Genomic DNA, 21,555 nt, shown 5'->3' with positions numbered 1-21,555 from the left:
TTACAGTTTCCAATGAAAAAACGCGGCTGCCAAAAGATAATCGATAATCTTTATAGGCAGCCGCGTTTTGCAATTATTACTTAAAGTCAGTCTTCGTGTTTAGAATATTCAGAGAATTCGCAACCAAACTCTTCTACCATCATATTATCCATCTCATCGGCTTTCAATGCCAGATTCACCAGATTAGTCAGGATTTCATCTTCCGATGCATCCGTAATGTCAGACAGATGTACACGATATGCTATGTAGATCTGGCGTCCTTCAATACCCAGTTTGTAAGGACTGAAATCTTCACCCAGGATATAATCGAGCACCCTTTCCACCTCTTTCTTTGGTAACAGATTGATAGGAGAAACAGCAAACAGATAAGTATTTTCATAAACAAAGATACGCACTTCGGAACTGCCTTTATGGAATGTCCAGGAGTCATAACCGTCACGCGCAAGGATCGGATTAACTCCCATCTCACGGATGGCACGTTCGCAGAAGGTACTCAATGAAGACGGTTCACGTTCTTCAAAGATACCCTCGGGCAGCTTTTCACCGCATGAAGGGCAGAATTCTTCCTCTTCCGATATCAGCTCGTCACAACTGTCGCACTGCACCTGAAAAGCTGTACGGTCCACAGCCTCCACAAATTCAAGCAGCTTCCGTAATGCTTCCACACGGATGCCGAAACCCATATTGTCGGCATTACTCAGCTTACTCACCGTTACACCTACCACTTCGTTCTTTTCATTGAAGATAGGACCGCCGGAGTTACCGGGATTCACTGCCGCATCAGTCTGTATATAGTACTTTCCATCCACCAGCTGTTTGGGCGAAGACACAGAGCCTTCGGTCACCGTAAAAGGCATGCCATAAGGATAACCGGCCACACAAACCTTTCCACCGATGGACAAGGAATTATCTCCTGCCAGATTCAGGGAAGGCAGAGCCGAGAAATCACCGTCTACGGACAGCAGGGCTATGTCCAATGAAGGGTTCACCAGTACCACCTTAGCCAGATAAGGATTCCGGTCATTATCATGTACCGCCACTGCATGAAAGCCTTTCACCACATGGTAGTTCGTCACAAAAAGATCATAGTCTTTCAGATAGAAACAGCTGCCTGATCCACCTGCATGGGTTACTTTGAAAACCAACTGATATATATTGTTCTGTTCCATTGATTCATTGTTTTTAATCTGTTATTGTTGTCCGCCAAGTGCCTGTTGCATCATCTTCTGTTGAAGTTCCTGCGCCAGACGCATATACTCGGCCATATCTCCCCTCATCATGGCAGCCTGCATATCGGCCTGCGCCTTCATGATTTCCTCTTGCAGAGATGCTGCCATACCCTGCATTTGTTCGATGGCTTCTGCCGATATCTCTTCCAGGTCATCTTCATCCGGTTCCAGGTCACCTTCCATTATTTTATCCATCGCATTGTAAAGGATTTCAGATGCATCCTCCATCGACTTGCCGCTTGCTTTTTCAAGCGCATGCGAAAGAATTACGTTAATGTCATCCTGCACATCATTATAGAAGTAAGCTTCATAGAAAATATAGAGCAGACGTACCGCACTCCGCTCATAGTTTTCCGTCTGAATGGCTTCAGTAGCTTCTTTATAGACACTTATAAAGTTTTCCTGCATATTCTTCAGAGACGAACGGCGCTTGGTAGACACCAATGTATCTACGAAATAAAGATCAGCCGCCAGTTCCTCCTTAGGCATGGCGAGCAATTTCTCAAGAAAAGCCTTTCCTTTCGCTACCACCTCGGCAGTAGGCAGTTCGGCATCCATATCGTCCACCGCTTTATCAAGATCATTCAATAACTGGCCTTGCGGACGGGCAAAGTAGGAAATCTGATAGAAAGTTGTATCGAGCACATTCCAGGAGTAGCCATATTTCCGGTCGGCATCATACTCTTTCACAGCTTCCAGTGTTTCGCGGCCCAAGATTTGCAAACCTTCATAAATGCGGTCTATCTCTTGCTGCGGATAAGAGGTGACCTGCGGCTCATAGCACCGTGTAGCACCGAACTTCGTACAGAACTCGTCATCATATTTATCGCCGATGTGGCAGATATTCTGTAACACGAAGTACATCTTATGGGGATGGCTCTGCGAGAGAGAACACGTGTACTCCATTCTCAACTTATCGTTGTCCTTCACAAAGCGAGGCAACAGCAACTTGTTCAGATTCAGGTCTGCAATCTGTCGAAGCATGGCTACACGCCCTTTCTCGGGCAAGTTCAGGAAGTCGGCACTGATACGGTAAAATCCGTCTTTTACAGAAATATGCACCAGGATAGAACCGTGGGGAATATGAAATTCAGTACCATCCGCATTACCATACTTCGTCCGGAAGTCCGCATTCAGGTAATCCAGCAAACTGTGGAAAGCTTGCAGGTACTCGCCTTGGTTATACAAGTCCACGCTCTTTTCGTAAGCCTCCGTATGAATGGAACTTTGCGTGGAGTCCACTACGGGAGGAATAAATGTAAGTGTTTGTTTCATGTTATAATATGGTTTTAAAGAATATCTGTCACCTGACAGGCAAGGTTTATATCATTGTATATCTCTTCAAGCAGATGTTCATTGTCCAGTGCCCGCTTGCGAAGGCAGAGGAAACCGTCGGGCATCACTCCTGCATAATAAAAAGTACCTTTGTTGAAAGAGAGCATCATATCGTGCCCGAATGTTTCGCGCAGACGGGTAATCCGGCGCATGACCGCCGGTGTCAGTATCATACGGGCGGTTACTTCATCATCGGCATAAACCACGAAATACTTTTCGAAATCCGGGTCTTCCAGATGAACGAAGCGGGCATTATAGCGTCTCTTCAAGCCCTGGATATTCTTTGCCAGATAGCCGGCCTTTTGTTCCAAATGGTCGGGCAGGATAATCGTGCTGCCCTTAAAACTACGCTCCAGACGGCACCAGCCAAACATCCCGCGGAAGTTATGCGCACTACTTTCGTACCTGGAGGCGAACAGCGGACGGAGTACATAGCGGTAAAGCATCACCAAATAGCCTGTTACAGAATTCAGTTCCAACTTATTCATCAGTCCATAGGAAACCCCTATATCGACTATATAAAGGGTACGATCTCCCCACGGCACTTCCAGATAAGCATAGGTGGTAGCCGCCAGTGCCGGATCGGAGAAAGAAGAATTAAAGAGCCTGCTACCGGATAATATACGCTGGTCCAGTTGCGAAGAGAAGGAGAAAAGAACGGATGGAAACATAGCAGACATAATGCTGCGCATGATATCATTTTCCTGCCCTTGGAATTTCATAAGAGAGCGGCTGAATGCGAAGTTCAGCACAATAAATCCCATAAAGACCGGGAAAATGTATTGCGTAACCACACTGTAGTTCTCTAAGCCGATATATCCAACAAGATAGCCCCCAAACAGGACGAACATCATCCAGCAAAACACAAAGAGATAGACTATGATGCTCAGAATACGAACAATCTTCTGCCAGAAATATACACGGGAAAGTTCGGTACGAAGCCTTTCGGAAAGGCTTCTGAAGTCAATTGATTCCATATTACGTCTACTACTTTAAAAGTGCACTGACATCCACATTCCGCTGTTCCTGTTCGGGAATATCAATCAGTTCTTCCTGATGATGATTCTGCCGGCCGGCTACGATGGAAGAGGGAAACATCTCAATGGAGTTATTATAGTCGGTGACCGCAGCATTATAGGTGCGGCGTATGGCTTGCAGTTGTAATTCCATATCTTCAATGCTCCTTTGCAGTCGGGTGAACTGCTCGCTTGCCTTCAGTTCCGGGTAATCTTCTACGGATAATTGAAGTTTGGAGATTAAAGAAGAAAGCTCATTACCGGTTCTTATCTTTTCAGTCTCCTGTGAAGGCTGAAAAGTTCGTAAGCGAAGTTCTGCGATACGGGTTAGCGTCTCATTCTCATGCCCCATATAGGACTTTACGGCAGCTACCAAATTCGGTATCATATCGTTCCGCTGCTTCAATGCCACACAAATGCCGCTACGGCATTGCTTTACCCGATTCCGTTTTGCAATCAGATTATTGGCAGTCCAGATATACCAAAGTACCAATAAGATGATAAGGGCTATTCCGATATAAAGAAGTATTCCCTGGTTTTCCATAATTTTACTTTCTGATATAGATTAATAATAGTTATATCGTATCTACTTACGAGAACGGAACAAAAATAAGAAGATAGACATAAAACAGGAAAGAAACAGGGGGGACAAATAGAAAGTAACATTTTCACTATAAACCTATGTTTTTCAACTGATTATTATCATCAGGCAGAGAAGAGGCAAGGGGATATTTTCAATGATAAGGGGAATGGCCCGATAGAATAACAGGCAAAACAGGGATAATAATCTAATTCATGCTTGATAAAAAATGAATTAAATGCAATAGCTAGCTCCGTTCTTAGGCATTCCTATACTTTTTCCCTTCCAACGGTTAGCCTTTTCCATCCGAACGTTTATTCTTTCCACCGTGGAGTTTCTTTCTTTCCACCATGGTGGAAAGAAAGTTTCCCTGTGATGGAAAGCAACTTTCTCCATGGTGGAAAGAATAAGTACCTACTACAATTTTACTTAACCGTCGCAACAAAAAGAGATAAAAGTGGCAATGCGGCGGCTTAACCTTTGAAACTTATATTATTCATGCGAATCAGGAGGGGAAAGTATGTTCATATCCCGTCAGAAAGGATTTATTCAGCCAGCAAGTTTTATTAGCTCTTTATACCTTACTAAACTTGCATGCCGACTTATAATCGTTAACCTAAAGATAACATTGCGATAACATTCCTTCTCTGCTCACCGCCTTACCTTTGCAACACCGAAATAAACCCAATGTATCACTTAAATAATAAACAAATCATGAAGAAATTTCAGAAAATAGGAATCGTACAGGCAAAAGGCATTGCAATCGTTTTGGCAGTTCACGTATCAATGGTTGTAGTCAATCCTATATATACAGGACTGAAACACGCTATTGGAAATATATTCTTCAATTAATAAAAAGAACAGATGATGAAAGCGGATATCTCAATTGTACAAAGCAAGAAAGGAACCGAAATCATGGTTTCGGGAAATAAGATCAATAAGTATGGAATGCTGGCTGCAATCCTTTTTACAGTACCCATACTGCTCTTATTCCGATGGATACATGGAGAAAATATGGCTCATGTATCATTGCTGATATTCTGGTTGTGCGCTCTGGCAGGTTTTGGAGTAAATCTATTGCTTCATGCACTTTTCTTCGGAATCTTTTCGTCCAAAGGTTTCCGGTCTATCTCTTTCGTAAAGCATAAGGGAGGCATACGCTTCTGCCACTGCAACGAACCCATCAGAATGTGGCAATATCGCACAACTTGCTTCTTACCTATTCTGTTGTTAGGCATCCTTCCGCTTTTGTACGGCATGGCAACAGGGAGCTATTATTTCACATTATTCGGAACATTCTTACTTATCGGTAGCATAGACGACATCTGCATCCTCTGGAAACTGCGTTCATTCGGCAAAGATGCATTTATCAACGACTGTTCACAGGAGTTGCGTTTCCATATATGGTAATGTCAGGATCGTACCGGAAAATAAAGAGTAAACTCACTGAAACGGCCTTCTTCACTCTCCACTTCTACCCTGCCCTCATGTGCCAGCATCACTTGCTGCACATAGTTCAAACCTAAGCCAAAGCCTGTGGCTCCCCCTTTACTACTGCGTGCTGCCGCCGCAGAGCGTTCAAAGCGATTGAAGATACGCGACTGGTCTTTCAAGGAGATACCCAACCCGTTATCGCATACTTTAATTTTGCAGACTCCCCTCTCCGACTCACAGATTATATCTATTTTCACCTCTTCACAAGAATACTTGATCGCATTGTCCAATAAGTTTCCCAGCACTTCACGCAGGCAGAAAGCATCCGCATAGACCGTCTCACAGCGATGATAAACCGTATTGAATTCCACCCTCTTACCGGCTTTCAGAGAAATCTTCGCAACCAGATCATCGAGCAAGGGGCGCAGGGCGACTTCTTCCTTATGCAACTCCAAATGCCCTTCGTCCAATTGTGTCAGCATCAATACCCTGTTCGATAAAGCCAGTAGATGCTCGCTTTCTTCCGTCATCACCCGTCGGTATTTCTCTTCTTTTTCAGGCTTATCCGCCAGTTTCCCCCCTGCCAGCACATGTGCCGCCATCAGTATGGAGTTCAACGGAGACTTCATATCATGAATCATAGCGTAAGTAAAGTCTTTCTGAAACTGCTCCAGGCGATGTTGCATCCGAAGCACTTTCACCTGACCGAAGATACAATCGAGCATCACCAGGAATGTAATCCATAGGGGCAACAAAAGATACCAGATAGAAGTCGCCACATAACGATAAGGGTTCTTCACAACTCCCTGCACGCAAAGCGTACTGTCTTCCTTCAACGGTATAAACCGGGAAGTATAGTCACCGTACTTCACAGAAGTATATCCTACCTGTGCAACCGTACTGTCCGAAGGATAGCGGAACTGACGGATTCCACTGCGTGATTTCATTCCCAACCGGCTGAGATATCCGGCAAAGGCAGAATCCAGATACTGGAAATTCATCTCTACTCCTTCCAAGTGTTTCTGCATAATCAAAGCTGCACGAAGACGGTAATTTTGATCAATCGTATTGTGCGTATGCACCACATACAATATATTTATAGTATACTCTGCCTCTTTTCCTTTTAAATATTCTCTTTGCTCTTCGGCAAAAGGCGACTCGCTCCTTTTTATCCGTTCTTCAGATTCTCTGTTTTCTCCGAGTTGCGAGCGGAACAAAGGATAACGGTTATACATCACTTCATCATAAAAAGCAGCCTCAAAACAGTCATTCACCTGATAAACCGTCTCACGGGCAGCCGTACGATACAAATAAACGAACCAGGCCACCATCAACAAACAGCTGGCCAGCAGACTGATTATAAAGAATATCTTGAAAGAGTGCTGCTTATGCGCCTGCCTTTTCCATTCTTCTTCTTTGGCAGCGGAGAGTGTTTCTTCCGTCATATCCAGAATATGCTTACCCGATGTTTCTATCTCTTCCCACCGTTGTTCGGGAATCCGGCTACGCACTTCACCTATCGGCTGTCTCATTTTCTCCGCCAAAGTATAGAAGGCAGAACGTTGTTCTTCAATGCCCCGCCGTTGGCTGATGATATACTTCATCTGTTGCGCCCAACTATAAATAAGAAAAGCGGTCAGCAACAAAGTAGGAAGAAACAAGAAGAATACATCTTTTACAAGCGGAAGGAAAGGGGCGATAATAGCCGCTTCTATAGCTTCCCCTTTCTTTTCATTTAGCCATGCAGTATCGGAGACCACTGTCTTGAAACGCCTGTAGGCAGAATACTGGCTATGGTCTTCAGCCGCATCAATCCACACGGTCCGGTCTATATTCTTCCATTTCAGTTTCTTTTCCAACGTCCTTTCCATCTCATCCAGAGGTATCGTCACCTGATAAACATCTTGCAGGAAAGAAGCGGCCTGTTGATATCCCAGAAAAACTTCATTATCCATAGGTCTATTCTCATCTTTAGGTATGTACGAATAGAAAGGAATGGTATAGTCGGGAAAGGGCAGGTTGTTGATTTGATTATCTACCGTCTCTATAAAAGCCTGCCGGAAACATTCGTCCAGTGTACGTTTGGCTTCTTTCTTATAACTGTCATAGGCATACATCATCCCTCCCAATTGTATCACTACAACGAGAAACAGTCCAACAATAGAAAGGATGTAAAGGGAACGGAGCTTCATCTTATCATTATTTTGGGGACAAAGATAGCGTTTTCAGCATCCATTTCCATACAGGAAGAACACGAATCGTATATTCACCCGCATTTATTTCTTCCTCTTCATAAAGACAGTTTATTTAATTTCTTTCTTTCCGGAAAAGATAAAAATACAAAATACTTTCTTTTTGAAAAAGAAACATCTGATAAATTATGAAAAAAGCCTATTATCCTATCATTTCAGCACCTTCCCCCGGGTACGGATTTGGTAAGATACAAAGCCATATTTGCAGTTAATACAATCACCGGAATTTCTGTGTTAACCTAATGATAACATTGCGATAACATTCCATCCCGCACCCTTGCCCTATCTTTGCAACATCGAATGAAACAAAAATGTATAACTTAAAAAATAAAATCATTATGAAAGCTTTAGTAGTATCAGTAGTATTCGCATTGACATCAGTAGTAAACGCAGTAAGCGGGAACAATGTAAAGGATTTCGCCTATAACACGGAAATGAACGAAGGTCTCGTAAAGACGGAAACCGTATTTAAAGTAGAGAACCGGAAGTATCTGCATAATCATTTGCAGTATAACTATGCGTACAATGCCGAAGGACGAGTATCAGCCAAAGAGGTATTGAAATGGAATAAGGAAAACCAACGTTTCGAAAAGCAATATTGCCTGAATTTCTCTTATGACGGAACGGATATAAACGTGGAATATGTAGCATGGAACAGCAAAACGAACGCTTATGCCGATGTAAAAGCCAAAGCTGTTTACCAGATAAACGCAATGGGTACGAGTTACCAAAGCTATAAATGGAACAAGAAAGATAATTCCTGGAACCTGACGGCAGAACACAGCACGCAAGCGGAAGAAATTATGTTGTTTGCTGAAAATAATCCATCGATTATTTTCTTCCTGCAATATATACCCCACCCATAATGCAGCCTGCACCAATCAGCGCAATGATCGTCAGATGTTCATCCAACAGGACAGCCGATCCTACCAAAGTGAACAACGGATTGAGATAAATATAATTGGAAGCACGCACCGTACCGAGATTTTTCAGCACCACATTCCATACCGCAAAGCAAACCAATGAAGCAAGCACGCCCAAGAATAACAGGTTCAACAGGACAGAAGGCTCCATAAGCAAAGAAAGATCTGCCTGCCAAGGCTGGAACAGAAAAACAGGAAGTATGGTCAATATCCCATAAAAGAATATCTTGCGGGTAATGAAGATTGTATTATACCTCCCTGTCATCTTCTTCATTATCAAACTATAAAATGCCCAGGAAAGAGCGGCAAGCAAAGTAAGAAAATCGCCCAACGGAGAGATTTTCAAAACAAAACTACCATTATAAACCACCATTGCCACTCCCACCAATGCCATCAGTGAACCGCCTATCAAAGTACGGGTAGCCTTTTCCTTCTTATAAATCATCAGTGAAAAGATAGTGGTGAGCAACGGAGCCGTACAAACAATAAACGCCACATTGGTAGCCAATGTAATGCCTAAAGCCATATTCTCCGTCAGAAAATAGACAGAACCGCCTGTAATACCACCCAATAACAACCAAAGTTCATCTTTCCAGTTATTTGCAAACAGCTTGCGGGGAGATATAAACCAGATACCAATATAAGCAATCAGAAAACGAAGCAGAAAGATTTCTTTCGGAGAAAGTCCATTGGCTATTAAAACTTTGGTGGAGATAAAAGTTAATCCCCACACTCCTACGGTGAAGATAGCTATCAGATGATAGGTGTAATTTTTCTTCTCATTCATACGTTCCCGATAAATTGGAGGCAAAGATATACTATTTCTACTTTTTGTACAATAAAACAAGGGATTTAATAGACACCGGAAACGTTTTTAATAAATAAGGGTGACGTTTTTTAAAAACTTTACCCACGTTTATTAACAACATGATTAGAGTGCTTTTTAGCAATCTGGCAGAAAAATAAACAAAAAGGGATGTAATCTTCTCAGACTTCATCCCTTGAAATATCCTAAAAACACTTTTGTGTAAAATCCTATTGAATTAACTTAGCCATTTTTTGTATTACATTACTTGAATTAGTTTTAATAAGCACTTCACAAATATAAGCAATAAAAATTACTTTGTCAAGTATTTATTTATATTTTTTCTACCTTTTCTGCTACTTTATCATTAAACAGGAAAAAATATATATTTTCAAATGTTCCGCTACCTGTCTGAAACGTATCCGAACCGTACTTGCTCCGTACATTCTCCGGTCAAAAGTACTTCTACACGGAGAAAGTACGGCTTTGGTACGGAGCAAGTGTATCCCTGGTATGGTACAGACAAATACTTTTTTATTGTACTAAGCTATGAATCTGAAAATAAACCCGTAAATTTGCACCGTTTAATAAAGTATATAACTAAGTATCAACCATAAAATAACGAAAGAAAACCATTATGGAGTACAATTTCAGGGAGATTGAAAAGAAGTGGCAGAAAAGGTGGGTGGAAGAGAAAACCTACCAAGTGAAGGAAGATGAGACGAAGCAGAAGTACTATGTACTAAACATGTTCCCCTACCCCTCCGGTGCGGGCCTACACGTAGGACACCCGCTGGGATACATTGCTTCGGACATTTATGCCCGTTACAAACGACTGCAGGGCTTCAATGTACTAAATCCCATGGGATATGATGCTTACGGACTTCCCGCCGAACAATATGCTATACAAACGGGACAACATCCTGCAATTACTACGATCAACAATATCGACCGTTACCGTGAGCAGTTGGATAAGATAGGTTTCTGTTTCGACTGGAGCCGCGAAATACGTACGTGCGAACCGGAATATTATCATTGGACGCAATGGGCATTCCAGAAGATGTTCAACAGCTATTATTGCAATGATGAACAACAGGCCCGCCCTATCGAAGAGCTGATACAGGCTTTCGAGCAAGTAGGTACCAACGGTATGAATGTGGCTTGTGGCGAAGAACTCAGCTTCACTGCCGAAGAATGGAAAGCCAAGAGCGAGAAAGAGAAACAGGAAATCCTGATGAACTATCGCATCGCCTATCTGGGTGAAACGATGGTAAACTGGTGTGCCCAATTGGGTACGGTTCTGGCCAACGATGAAGTGATAGACGGTGTATCCGAACGTGGAGGTTTCCCCGTAGTTCAGAAGAAGATGCGTCAATGGTGTCTTCGCGTTTCTGCTTATGCACAACGCCTGCTGGACGGTCTGGATACCATCGACTGGACAGATTCTCTGAAAGAAACTCAAAGGAACTGGATCGGCCGTAGCGAAGGTGCCGAAGTACAATTCAAGGTAAAAGACAGCGATCTGGAATTTACTATCTTCACGACTCGTGCAGATACGATGTTCGGTGTTACTTTCATGGTGTTGGCACCGGAAAGCGAATTGGTAGCCCAGCTGACTACTCCTGAGCAAAAGGACGAAGTTAACGCTTATCTGGAACGTACAAAGAAACGTACTGAACGCGATCGCATCGCTGACCGCAGCGTGACGGGTGTATTCTCCGGAAGTTATGCCATTAATCCTTTCACTGGTGAGGCAGTGCCCATCTGGATTAGTGACTATGTACTTGCCGGTTATGGTACAGGTGCCATCATGGCTGTACCTGCACACGATAGTCGTGACTATGCTTTCGCCAAACATTTCGGATTGGAAATCCGTCCGTTGGTAGAAGGTTGTGATGTCAGTGAAGAAAGCTTTGATGCCAAAGAAGGTATCGTTTGCAACTCTCCGAGACCTGATGTAACTCCTTATTGTGATCTTACATTGAACGGACTGACCATTAAAGAAGCTATCGAAAAGACCAAGAGCTATGTAAAAGAACATAATCTGGGACGCGTAAAAGTGAATTATCGTCTTCGTGACGCTATCTTCTCCCGCCAGCGCTACTGGGGTGAACCGTTCCCGGTTTACTACAAGGATGGAATGCCTTATATGATCGATGAAAGCTGTCTGCCGCTTGAATTGCCGGAAGTTGCCAAATTCCTTCCTACCGAAACCGGAGAACCACCGTTGGGACATGCTACCAAATGGGCTTGGGACACCGTAAACAAATGTGTGGTAGAGAATGAAAAAATAGATAACGTTACTGTATTCCCTCTTGAACTGAATACCATGCCGGGCTTTGCAGGTTCCAGCGCATATTATCTGCGTTATATGGACCCGCACAACAACAAAGCATTGGTTGATAAGAAAATAGATGAATACTGGAAAAGCGTCGACCTTTATGTAGGTGGTACGGAACATGCTACAGGGCACTTGATTTATTCACGTTTCTGGAATAAATTTCTGTACGACGTAGGAGTGTCTATCGTAGAAGAACCGTTCCGGAAATTGGTGAACCAAGGTATGATACAGGGACGGAGTAACTTTGTTTACCGTATCAAAGACAGCAACAAGTTCGTTTCTCTGAATCTGAAGAATCAATACGACACCACTCCACTCCATGTGGATGTAAATATCGTATCCAATGATATTCTGGATCTCGAAGCTTTCAAGGCATGGCGTCCTGAATTTGCCAACGCTGAATTTATCCTGGAAGATGGTAAATACATCTGCGGCTGGGCTGTGGAGAAGATGAGTAAATCCATGTTCAACGTCGTTAATCCCGATATGATTGTTGAGAAATACGGTGCGGATACATTGCGTATGTACGAGATGTTCCTCGGTCCGGTAGAGCAATCCAAGCCTTGGGATACGAACGGTATCGACGGTGTGTACCGCTTCATCAAAAAGTTCTGGTCACTGTTCTACGACCGTAACGGAAACTATATGGTGACGGATGAGCCTGCAACCAAGGAAGAACTGAAATCTTTGCATAAACTGATTAAGAAAGTAACGAGTGATATTGAACAGTTCTCTTACAATACTTCCGTCAGTGCTTTCATGATTTGTGTAAACGAGTTATTCAGCCTGAAATGCAGCAAGAAAGAGATATTGAATCAACTGATTATCGTATTGGCTCCTTTCGCTCCGCACGTATGTGAAGAGTTGTGGGATACACTGGGCCATACAGATTCAGTTTGCGATGCCAAGTGGCCTACTTACAACGAAGAATACCTGGTGGAAGATACAATCAACTACACCATATCTTTCAATGGCAAGGCACGCTTCAATATGGAATTCCCTGCTGACGAAACATCAGAAGTCATTCAAAGCACCGTATTGGCAGATGAACGTTCAGCTAAATGGATGGAAGGCAAATCAGTAGTGAAGGTAATTGTCGTTCCGAAGAAGATCGTAAACATTGTTATTAAATAAATTAGTTACGAGCTACGGGGTACAAGCTACAAGTAGAGAAGGAAAAGGCAACTTGACTCACTCCCTTGTAGCTCGTAACTTATAGCTCGTAGCTAATATCTTGTAACTGATTAATATGCAAATTACAAAACCAACCAAAGCCGAAATGATGAGAGAGTTACGGGACTATATCTTCATCACTGTCGGTCTTATCAGTTATGCCTTGGGATGGGCGTTGTTTCTGATTCCTTATCAGATAACGACAGGAGGAACTACGGGTATCGGTGCAATTATCTATTACGCCACGGGGTTTCCTATCCAATGGTCATACTTCATCATCAATGCTGTCTTAATGACATTTGCCATTAAAATACTGGGTCCTAAATTCAGTATTAAAACTACGTTTGCCATCTTCGGGCTGACATTCTTTTTATGGTTTTTCCAAATGCTTGTAAATGGTCCAGACAATACACCACCACTTATACTGGGACCGGGACAGGACTTCATGGCTTGTATGATAGGTGCCGTGATGTGCGGTGCAGGTCTTGGAGTCGTATTCAATTGCAACGGAAGCACGGGAGGAACGGATATCATCGCCGCTATCATACATAAGTATAAAGACGTCACACTGGGACGTATGGTGATGCTTTGCGATGTGATTATTATCAGTTCCTGTTACTTCGTATTCCACGACTGGAGACGCGTGATATTTGGTTTTGTAACTTTGTTTGTTATCGGTTTCGTATTAGACTATATTGTGAACAGTGCCCGCCAGTCCGTGCAATTCTTTATCTTCTCCAAAGAGTATGAAAAAATAGCCGACCGTATTACGAAAGAGACACACCGCGGTGTAACCGTTCTGGACGGTATAGGATGGTACAGTAAACACAATGTAAAAGTACTCGTCGTTCTGGCTTACAAACGCCAGTCAATCGACATTTTCCGTTTGGTGAAAGACATTGACCCGAACGCATTTATCTCTCAAAGTTCCGTTATCGGAGTATATGGAGAAGGTTTTGACCGGTTGAAAGTGAAATAAGAACCAATCAACATATGAAACATAAATTCGTATTTGCCACAAACAATGCACACAAATTGGAAGAAGTAACCGCTATTTTAGGTAACAGAATAGAACTTCTTAGTCTGAAAGACATTCATTGCCATACAGACATACCTGAAACTGCCGATACTTTGGAAGGAAACGCTTTACTGAAAGCACAGTACATTTATGAAAACTACCAGATGGATTGTTTTGCCGATGATACCGGTCTGGAAGTAGAAGCTTTGAATGGAGAACCGGGAGTTTATTCGGCACGCTATGCCGGAGACGGACATAATGCAGAAGCAAATATGCTGAAACTGCTACATGCCATGGAAGGAATAGAAAACCGGAAAGCACAATTCCGCACTGCATTCGCACTGATTATCGACGGAAAAGAGCATTTGTTCGAAGGTGTAATCAAAGGAGAAATCATCAAAACCAGAAGAGGAAACTCCGGTTTTGGATATGATCCTATATTTGTTCCCGAAGGGTATACACAGACTTTTGCAGAAATGGGCAACGAACTTAAAAACAAAATCAGCCACCGTGCCATAGCTACAAACAAACTTTGCAAATTCCTTAATAGCATACAATAAACCCGAAAATATGGAGTTATTAGTTTGTAAGTGTGTTGCTTACAAACTAATATAACTCTGATTTTATGAGATTTCAATATATAGTTCTTCTCTGCTTAATCTATTTTCTGCCTGCCTATTCGCAAAATGCGATAGGAGAGTGGCAAACTTACCTTTCTTATCATAACCCTACCCGCAGTGAAGTCATTGGAAGTAAACTCTTCATCCTTGCCAATGGTGATTTATATGCTTATGATAAAGAAGATACCAGCATACGAACTTATTCAAAATCTTTTCCGCTAAGCGATACGGAAATATCTTATATTGCTTACCAATCAGCCTATAAATCATTGGTCATTATTTATTCCAATGCAAATATAGACCTGTTGGTGAATGAGGAAGATATCTATAACCTTCCCGATTATAAAAACAAGAATATGACACAGGATAAGACGATCAACCACGCTTGTTTTTATAAGGAATACACGTATTTATCCACTGCGTCGGGTATTCTTTGTATCAATCTGAAAAAGCGGGAAATCAGCAATTACTATCCTCTGAATAAAAACGTTCTGGCATGTAATGTATCGGATAATCATCTTTATGCCGCTACTTCCGAAGGGTTGTTTGCAGGGTTATTGACAGAAAATCTGCTGGATATTAAGAACTGGAAGAAAGTGTCGGATGATACCTCTGAATTCCTCTCGCAATACCACGATATTCCTTTTAAAGGAGAAGTACCCGAAAACATTACTCCGAATAGTCCTGTACGGAACTATCCGTATTATATGAATTTTGCCGGAGAACGATTGCTGATTACCGGAGGAGGACATATAGCTAACAGACTTGACAGGCCCGGAACCATTATGACCTTTGAAAATAATACCTGGAACAGTTTTCAGGAAGAAGGGATCAGTGAACAAACCAAACATCGATACGATGACATAAACTGTATTGTGCAAGATCCTAAAGACATTGCTCATCATTTTGCAGCATCAGCAGGAGAAGGGATTTACGAATTTAAAGATGGGAAGTTCATAAACTGGTATAGTATGCATAACAGTCCGTTGGAAAGTGCTGTACCTAATGAACCTTGGGCAGATAGTTATGTACGCGTGAACGGATTGATTTATGACAAAGAAAATAACCTTTGGATGGTGAGTTGTGAGACACAACATGCAGTGAGTGTATTGATGAAAAATGGTGACTGGGTAAGTCTTCATTATCCGGAAATAGTAAAAGCAAGTAATTTCGGACGGACTATCTTTGATAAAAGAGGTTGGCTGTGGGCTACTTCTTCGCGTATAGAGTCGGGAGGATTGTTTTGTTTGAATTATAACGGCACTATAGCAGATACTTCGGACGACCAACACAGGTTCATTACCCGGTTTACGAATCAAGACGGAGCCCTTTTAGAACAGCTGGCGGTTTATTGCATTGCCGAGGATAAAGAGGGAGTCATCTGGATCGGTACTAACAGAGGTCCTTTGGTACTGAACAATCCTTCCCGCTATTTCAATGATAACTTCTATTGTACACAGATTAAAGTTCCGCGCAATGATGACAGTGGGTTAGCTGATTTCTTATTGGTGAACGAAGCGATTAATGCCATTGCAATAGATGGTGCCAACAGAAAATGGATAGGTACGGCGTCCAATGGAATTTACCTGATAAGTGCGGATGGAATGGAAACGATTCATCACTTTACGGAAGAGAATAGTCCGCTACTTTCCAATAGTATCGTATCTATTGCTATACATCCCCGTACCGGCGAAGTCTTCATCGGAACAGGTAAAGGGCTTGTTTCTTACCAAAGTGACGCTACAGAGGCTGAAGACAGCTTTAAAGAGAGTAATGTACGAGCTTATCCTAATCCGGTACGCCCGGACTACAGCGGTGTGATTACTGTTACGGGGATGGTCTACGACAGTGATGTGAAGATTGTGGACACTGCCGGACATCTTATTTATCAAGGTACTTCCCTGGGAGGGCAATTCACTTGGGATGGAAGAAATAAGCAGGGTAGGAGAGTGGCCACAGGAATATATATGGTACTTGCCGCAGACAGTGAAGGAAAAGAGGGGATTGTTACGAAAATTGCATTTATCAAATAACATAAAGTTATAATTTATTTTTTATTTTTTATATTTTTGTTTTTCTTTCTATAACGAATTGTCCTAATTTTGTAGCAAACCAATATAAAATATAGAAAAACACCATGAAAATAAAAGTTGGTTTGATTGGGTTCGGGCGAATGGGACAGATGTATTTGGAAAGCATGCAAAAGACTAATCGGTGGGACATTGCATATATCTGCGACACAGATTCCGCTTCTCGAGAATTGGCAAGAACTCTTTCACCTACATCCAAAATCATATCCGATGAACAGGAAATATTCAATGATGACAGCGTACAGGCCGTAGGACTCTTTACGTTAGCTGATTCACGGAAAGATCAAATAGAGAAAGCTATTCAAAGTAAAAAACACATTATTTCGGAAAAACCCGTTGCCGATACCATCGATAAAGAATGGGAAGTGGTAGATCTAGTGGAAAAAAGTGATATTTTTTCCACAGTAAATCTTTACTTGCGTAACTCATGGTATCATCAGATCATGAAACAGTTTATTGAAGAAGGTGAAATAGGTGAACTAGCCATTCTACGAATCTGTCACATGACTCCAGGACTGGCACCAGGCGAAGGACACGAGTACGAAGGCCCTGCTTACCACGATTGCGGCATGCACTACATAGACATTGCCCGTTGGTATGCCAATAGCGAATATAAAACTTGGCATGCACAAGGTATACGAATGTGGAACTATAAAGATCCCTGGTGGGTACAGTGCCACGGTACTTTCCAAAACGGAATTGTATTTGATGTTACACAAGGTTTCGTCTACGGACAACTCTCCAAAAATCAAACTCATAACGCATATACGGATATCATTGGTACAAAAGGTATTGTACGCATGACGCATGATTTCCAAACTGCTGTAGTGGAACTTCACGGAGTGAACCGTACACTTCGTCTGGAAAAGCCATTTGGCGGGAAGAATCTAGACAAGCTTTGTGACATTATGGCTAATTCTATTGAAAGTGGAAAACGTGACCCACGGCTTCCGCAGATGCGTGATTCTGCAATCGCATCCCAATATGGTTGGACATTCTTGGAAGATGCACACCGAAATGACTTGTCCGCTATCGGAGATTTACAGACACTAGAAGAAATTAGGGAACGCCGAAAGTATATGAAAGAAGGCTACGGACTCCTTCGTCCGAAAAGAACTGTAGTCTGACATATTTGTAATATTGATTGTTTTAAGATTCATAATATTAACCACTTTTTAAATCTAAAAAACCATGTCTAAATTTACAAGAAGAGAATTTCTTAAGACCGGAGGTTTAGCTTTGGCAGGACTTACAATTGCTCCAAGTACCATTTTAGGTCGTAGCCACGGACACGTACCTCCTAGTGACCGATTGAACATTGCTGCCGTTGGTATAGGTGGAATGGGACACACCAACATCAACCATGTGAAGAATACAGAAAACATCGTAGCCCTCTGTGACGTAGATTGGCGCTACGCAAAAGGTGTATTCGACGAATTCCCCAATGCAAAGAAATATTGGGATTATCGTAAAATGTACGATGAAATGGGAAAATCCATTGATGCAGTGATCGTTGCTACTGCCGACCATACACATGCCATCATTACAGCCGATGCCATGACAATGGGCAAACACGTATATTGCCAAAAACCGCTGACGCACTCTGTATATGAGTCTCGTCTACTCACTCGTCTGGCCGCTTCCACTGGTGTAGTTACCCAAATGGGTAACCAAGGCTCTTCAGATGAAGGTACTGACTTAGTATGCGAATGGATATGGAACGGTGAAATTGGCGATGTAATAAAAGTGGAATGCGCTACCGACCGCCCCATCTGGCCGCAAGGACTGAACGTTCCTGAAAAGGAAGACCGTATTCCTCGTACACTAAACTGGGATTTATTTACTGGTCCTGCCAAATTGAATCCTTATAACGAAATCTATCATCCTTGGAACTGGCGCGGATGGTGGGATTATGGTACAGGTGCTTTGGGCGATATGGCCTGCCACATCCTGCACCAACCGTTTAGGGCTTTGAAGTTACAATATCCTACTAAGGTGGAAGGCTCGTCTACATTATTACTCAATTCTTGTGCTCCGCAAGCACAGCATGTGAAGCTGACTTTCCCCGCACGCGAAAATATGCCGAAAGTGGCTATGCCCGAAGTGGAAGTTCACTGGTACGACGGTGGCATGATGCCTGAACGTCCGAAAGGATTCCCCGAAGGAAAACAACTGATGCAAAGTGGTGGTGGTCTAACCATCTTCCATGGTACCAAAGACACACTAATTTGCGGTTGCTATGGACAAAACCCATGGTTGCTTTCAGGTCGTGTACCCAATGCACCGAAAGTCTGCCGTCGTGTACCGAAGGCTATGAATGGCGGTCATGAAATGGACTGGGTACGTGCTTGCAAAGAAAGCGCTTCAAACCGTGTAATGCCGAAATCTGACTTCTCGGAAGCAGGCCCAATGAACGAAATGGTAGCTATGGGTGTATTAGCAATCCGTCTACAGGGTTTAAATAAGACATTGGAATGGGATGGTGCCAATATGCGTTTTACTAATATCGGTGACGAGGAAACTATCCGTACAGTCATCAAGGATGGTTTCAAGATACACAACGGTCATCCTACGTTCGACAAGACATGGACCGATCCTGTCAATGCCAAAGCATTTGCCGAAGAACTTGTGAAGCACAACTACCGCGAAGGTTGGAAATTACCCGATATGCCAAGATAACAATCAAACATAAACTATTTAATATTTTTTTATTATGAAGAAAATTTATTATCCTTTGGCTTGCTGCCTCATTGGTGGTATGCTAGCTTCTTGTGGAGGCGGTGCCAAAAAACAAAATGTTACGGAAGAAAGTACGCCTACTACCGTTACATTATCTTATTCCAAATCATTAAAGGGAGCTGAAACAGATAGTCTGACCCTACCGATAGACGCTGATGGCTATATAACTATCTTCGACGGAACAAGCTTAGACGGATGGCGCGGATATGGCAAAGACCAAGTACCCTCCAGATGGACTATTGAAGATGGCTGTCTTAAATTTAACGGCACAGGTACTGGTGAAGGACAGACTGGTGAAGGAGGCGATTTAATCTTCGCCCACAAATTCAAAAACTTCGAGATGGAATTAGAATGGAAGATTTCGAAAGGTGGTAACTCCGGTATCTTCTATCTGGCTCAGGAAGTCACTTCTCAAGACAAGGACGGTAATGAAGTGTTGGAACCTATCTACATCTCCGCTCCCGAATTCCAAGTACTGGACAACGCTAATCATCCCGATGCCAAACTGGGCAAGGACAATAACCGTCAGGCAGCTTCTCTGTATGATATGATTCCAGCAGTTCCTCAGAATGCCAAACCATTCGGTGAATGGAATAAAGCCAAAATTATGGTATACAAAGGCACCGTAGTTCATGGACAAAACGACGAGAACGTATTGGAATACCACTTATGGACCAAGCAATGGACAGATATGTTACAGGCCAGCAAATTCAGTGAAGAAAAATGGCCTTTGGCATTTGAACTCCTGAACAACTGTGGCGGAGACAATCACGAAGGTTTCATTGGTGTACAAGACCATGGAGACGACGTTTGGTTCCGTAACATCCGCGTGAAGGTTCTTGACTAATCCTTTCTTTTCAAACATAACGATGCCTGCAATGAGAATCATCGCTTTTAAAAGCGACAGCCTCGTTGCAGGCATTTATCCAATATAATCCATGAAAAATTAACAAACATGATAATGAAGAATTATTTACTTACAGTGCTGACAACCTTCTGTCTGACTGTGCCACAAGCATGTACCACACCCCAATCCCCCCAAAAGAAGGAAAAAGAAAAAAAAGAAGTCGCCATACAACTCTATTCCGTGAGAGATTTGATAAACAATGGCGGAGACCTCAACAAAATTCTGAAAGACTTGGCAGATATGGGTTATACCAGTGTGGAAGCTGCTAACTACAATGATGGAAAATTCTATGGCAAGACGCCCCAAGAGTTTAAACAAATGGTAGAGACCAATGGAATGAAAGTACTTTCCTCACACACATCGCACGGCTTGTCGGACAAGGAATTATCTTCAGGTGACTTTACGGAAGCTCTGGCATGGTGGGATCAATGTATAGCTGATCACAAAGCTGCCGGTATGGAATACATTGTCACTCCATGGCTTGGCGTACCCAAGACTTTGAAAGAATTGCAGACCTACTGTGATTATTACAATGAAGTGGGCAAGCGTTGTAATGCTGCCGGACTGAAATACGGTTACCACAACCATGCTCACGAATTCCAAAAAGTAGAAGACAAGGAAATAATGCTGGATTATATGCTGCAACACACCAACCCCGAATATGTATTCTTCCAAATGGACGTTTACTGGGTAGTGCGTGGAGATAACAGCCCGGTAGATTACTTCAATAAATATCCCGGACGCTTCACAATGCTCCACATTAAAGACCACCGCGAAATAGGGCAAAGCGGTATGGTAGGTTACGATGCTATTTTTAAAAATACAGATAAAGCAGGTGTGCACCATTTAGTGGCAGAGATCGAACAATACAGTTGTCCTGTAGAAGAAAGTGTAAAGCAAAGCCTAGACTATTTACTTGAAGCTCCCTTTGTAAAAGCATCGTATTGCAAATAAACAGGAAAATTATTTATTTGAAAATATTCCTCAATGGGATGGTGAAAACAATAAGGGCGTATCATTTATCTTGATACACCCTTATTGTCATTTCATACGACTTTAACAGAATATAAGCGTAGCTAATAATTCATACAAC

General features: G+C 42.5%; 17 protein-coding genes. 11 read left to right on the top strand and 6 right to left on the bottom strand.

Annotated elements, in window-relative coordinates; translation table 11 throughout:
• Window positions 1-86: 86 nt before the first annotated feature.
• The 4 genes from BACINT_RS05295 to BACINT_RS05280 are packed head-to-tail and all read right to left on the bottom strand — an operon-like array spanning window position 87 to window position 4,124.
• Window positions 87-1,169, bottom strand: coding sequence for a trypsin-like peptidase domain-containing protein (locus tag BACINT_RS05295; RefSeq protein ID WP_007661178.1), 1,083 nt, complete (start codon window positions 1,167-1,169; stop codon window positions 87-89).
• 21 nt (window positions 1,170-1,190) lie between these two features.
• Window positions 1,191-2,504: a hypothetical protein gene (locus tag BACINT_RS05290; protein WP_007661177.1), complete on the bottom strand. Its 1,314-nt coding sequence runs from the start codon at window positions 2,502-2,504 to the stop codon at window positions 1,191-1,193.
• Between the two features lie 14 nt (window positions 2,505-2,518).
• A complete protein-coding gene (locus BACINT_RS05285) occupies window positions 2,519-3,541 on the bottom strand; it encodes a DUF3137 domain-containing protein (RefSeq protein WP_007661176.1) in 1,023 nt (340 codons plus the stop codon).
• 10 nt (window positions 3,542-3,551) lie between these two features.
• Complete coding sequence (locus BACINT_RS05280; RefSeq protein WP_007661174.1) at window positions 3,552-4,124, bottom strand: LemA family protein; 573 nt, start codon at window positions 4,122-4,124, stop codon at window positions 3,552-3,554.
• Window positions 4,125-4,874: 750 nt separating this feature from the next.
• Between BACINT_RS05280 and BACINT_RS24345 the strand changes: the two genes are divergently transcribed.
• The gene (locus BACINT_RS24345) at window positions 4,875-5,012 is read left to right on the top strand and encodes a hypothetical protein (protein ID WP_021967004.1); all 138 of its coding nucleotides are present in this window, start codon (window positions 4,875-4,877) and stop codon (window positions 5,010-5,012) included.
• Between the two features lie 12 nt (window positions 5,013-5,024).
• Window positions 5,025-5,570, top strand: a complete 546-nt coding sequence (locus tag BACINT_RS05275; protein ID WP_007661170.1) for a metalloprotease family protein — start codon at window positions 5,025-5,027, stop codon at window positions 5,568-5,570.
• Window positions 5,571-5,572: 2 nt separating this feature from the next.
• Here BACINT_RS05275 and BACINT_RS05270 read toward each other — a convergent pair whose 3' ends face one another.
• On the bottom strand, window positions 5,573-7,786 hold the full coding sequence (locus BACINT_RS05270; RefSeq protein WP_007661168.1) for a sensor histidine kinase: 2,214 nt from the start codon (window positions 7,784-7,786) through the stop codon (window positions 5,573-5,575).
• 398 nt (window positions 7,787-8,184) lie between these two features.
• Between BACINT_RS05270 and BACINT_RS05265 the strand changes: the two genes are divergently transcribed.
• Entirely contained in the window at window positions 8,185-8,712 is a 528-nt protein-coding gene (locus tag BACINT_RS05265; protein ID WP_021967001.1) for a DUF3836 domain-containing protein, read from the top strand.
• Here the strand turns inward: BACINT_RS05265 and BACINT_RS05260 are convergent.
• Complete coding sequence (locus tag BACINT_RS05260; protein WP_007661164.1) at window positions 8,678-9,556, bottom strand: DMT family transporter; 879 nt, start codon at window positions 9,554-9,556, stop codon at window positions 8,678-8,680. The two genes, BACINT_RS05265 and BACINT_RS05260, sit on opposite strands and share 35 nt — an antisense overlap.
• A 655-nt stretch (window positions 9,557-10,211) precedes the next feature.
• Here BACINT_RS05260 and leuS point away from each other — a divergent pair.
• The 8 genes from leuS to BACINT_RS05215 all read left to right on the top strand — a co-directional run bounded on the left by leuS (window position 10,212) and on the right by BACINT_RS05215 (window position 21,416).
• On the top strand, window positions 10,212-13,049 hold the full coding sequence (leuS, locus tag BACINT_RS05250) for a leucine--tRNA ligase (protein ID WP_007661162.1): 2,838 nt from the start codon (window positions 10,212-10,214) through the stop codon (window positions 13,047-13,049).
• Between the two features lie 115 nt (window positions 13,050-13,164).
• Window positions 13,165-14,067: a YitT family protein gene (locus tag BACINT_RS05245; protein WP_007661161.1), complete on the top strand. Its 903-nt coding sequence runs from the start codon at window positions 13,165-13,167 to the stop codon at window positions 14,065-14,067.
• A gap of 14 nt (window positions 14,068-14,081) precedes the next feature.
• Window positions 14,082-14,666, top strand: coding sequence for a non-canonical purine NTP diphosphatase (locus BACINT_RS05240; RefSeq protein ID WP_007661159.1), 585 nt, complete (start codon window positions 14,082-14,084; stop codon window positions 14,664-14,666).
• Window positions 14,667-14,731: 65 nt separating this feature from the next.
• On the top strand, window positions 14,732-16,759 hold the full coding sequence (porZ, locus tag BACINT_RS05235; RefSeq protein ID WP_007661157.1) for a type IX secretion system anionic LPS delivery protein PorZ: 2,028 nt from the start codon (window positions 14,732-14,734) through the stop codon (window positions 16,757-16,759).
• A gap of 104 nt (window positions 16,760-16,863) precedes the next feature.
• Window positions 16,864-17,943: a Gfo/Idh/MocA family protein gene (locus BACINT_RS05230; RefSeq protein ID WP_007661156.1), complete on the top strand. Its 1,080-nt coding sequence runs from the start codon at window positions 16,864-16,866 to the stop codon at window positions 17,941-17,943.
• A gap of 64 nt (window positions 17,944-18,007) precedes the next feature.
• On the top strand, window positions 18,008-19,495 hold the full coding sequence (locus tag BACINT_RS05225; RefSeq protein WP_007661155.1) for a Gfo/Idh/MocA family protein: 1,488 nt from the start codon (window positions 18,008-18,010) through the stop codon (window positions 19,493-19,495).
• Between the two features lie 34 nt (window positions 19,496-19,529).
• Window positions 19,530-20,402 (top strand): 3-keto-disaccharide hydrolase, encoded by an 873-nt coding sequence (locus tag BACINT_RS05220; RefSeq protein ID WP_007661154.1) that lies wholly within the window; start codon window positions 19,530-19,532, stop codon window positions 20,400-20,402.
• A gap of 108 nt (window positions 20,403-20,510) precedes the next feature.
• Window positions 20,511-21,416, top strand: coding sequence for a sugar phosphate isomerase/epimerase family protein (locus BACINT_RS05215; protein ID WP_007661153.1), 906 nt, complete (start codon window positions 20,511-20,513; stop codon window positions 21,414-21,416).
• Window positions 21,417-21,555: the final 139 nt, after the last annotated feature.

It is taken from the genome of Bacteroides intestinalis DSM 17393 (assembly GCF_000172175.1).
GTDB classification, from domain to species: Bacteria; Bacteroidota; Bacteroidia; order Bacteroidales; family Bacteroidaceae; genus Bacteroides; species Bacteroides intestinalis.
Note: the sequence above shows the minus strand (reverse complement) of the source record. Positions and strands in the feature narration are given on the sequence as shown.

Coding starts and splice junctions, on each gene's coding strand:
- BACINT_RS05295 (WP_007661178.1), bottom strand. CDS start 1,169: ATGGAACAGAACAATATATATCAGTTGGTTTTCAAAGTAACCCATGCA.
- BACINT_RS05290 (WP_007661177.1), bottom strand. CDS start 2,504: ATGAAACAAACACTTACATTTATTCCTCCCGTAGTGGACTCCACGCAA.
- BACINT_RS05285 (WP_007661176.1), bottom strand. CDS start 3,541: ATGGAATCAATTGACTTCAGAAGCCTTTCCGAAAGGCTTCGTACCGAA.
- BACINT_RS05280 (WP_007661174.1), bottom strand. CDS start 4,124: ATGGAAAACCAGGGAATACTTCTTTATATCGGAATAGCCCTTATCATC.
- BACINT_RS24345 (WP_021967004.1), top strand. CDS start 4,875: ATGAAGAAATTTCAGAAAATAGGAATCGTACAGGCAAAAGGCATTGCA.
- BACINT_RS05275 (WP_007661170.1), top strand. CDS start 5,025: ATGATGAAAGCGGATATCTCAATTGTACAAAGCAAGAAAGGAACCGAA.
- BACINT_RS05270 (WP_007661168.1), bottom strand. CDS start 7,786: ATGAAGCTCCGTTCCCTTTACATCCTTTCTATTGTTGGACTGTTTCTC.
- BACINT_RS05265 (WP_021967001.1), top strand. CDS start 8,185: ATGAAAGCTTTAGTAGTATCAGTAGTATTCGCATTGACATCAGTAGTA.
- BACINT_RS05260 (WP_007661164.1), bottom strand. CDS start 9,556: ATGAATGAGAAGAAAAATTACACCTATCATCTGATAGCTATCTTCACC.
- leuS (WP_007661162.1), top strand. CDS start 10,212: ATGGAGTACAATTTCAGGGAGATTGAAAAGAAGTGGCAGAAAAGGTGG.
- BACINT_RS05245 (WP_007661161.1), top strand. CDS start 13,165: ATGCAAATTACAAAACCAACCAAAGCCGAAATGATGAGAGAGTTACGG.
- BACINT_RS05240 (WP_007661159.1), top strand. CDS start 14,082: ATGAAACATAAATTCGTATTTGCCACAAACAATGCACACAAATTGGAA.
- porZ (WP_007661157.1), top strand. CDS start 14,732: ATGAGATTTCAATATATAGTTCTTCTCTGCTTAATCTATTTTCTGCCT.
- BACINT_RS05230 (WP_007661156.1), top strand. CDS start 16,864: ATGAAAATAAAAGTTGGTTTGATTGGGTTCGGGCGAATGGGACAGATG.
- BACINT_RS05225 (WP_007661155.1), top strand. CDS start 18,008: ATGTCTAAATTTACAAGAAGAGAATTTCTTAAGACCGGAGGTTTAGCT.
- BACINT_RS05220 (WP_007661154.1), top strand. CDS start 19,530: ATGAAGAAAATTTATTATCCTTTGGCTTGCTGCCTCATTGGTGGTATG.
- BACINT_RS05215 (WP_007661153.1), top strand. CDS start 20,511: ATGATAATGAAGAATTATTTACTTACAGTGCTGACAACCTTCTGTCTG.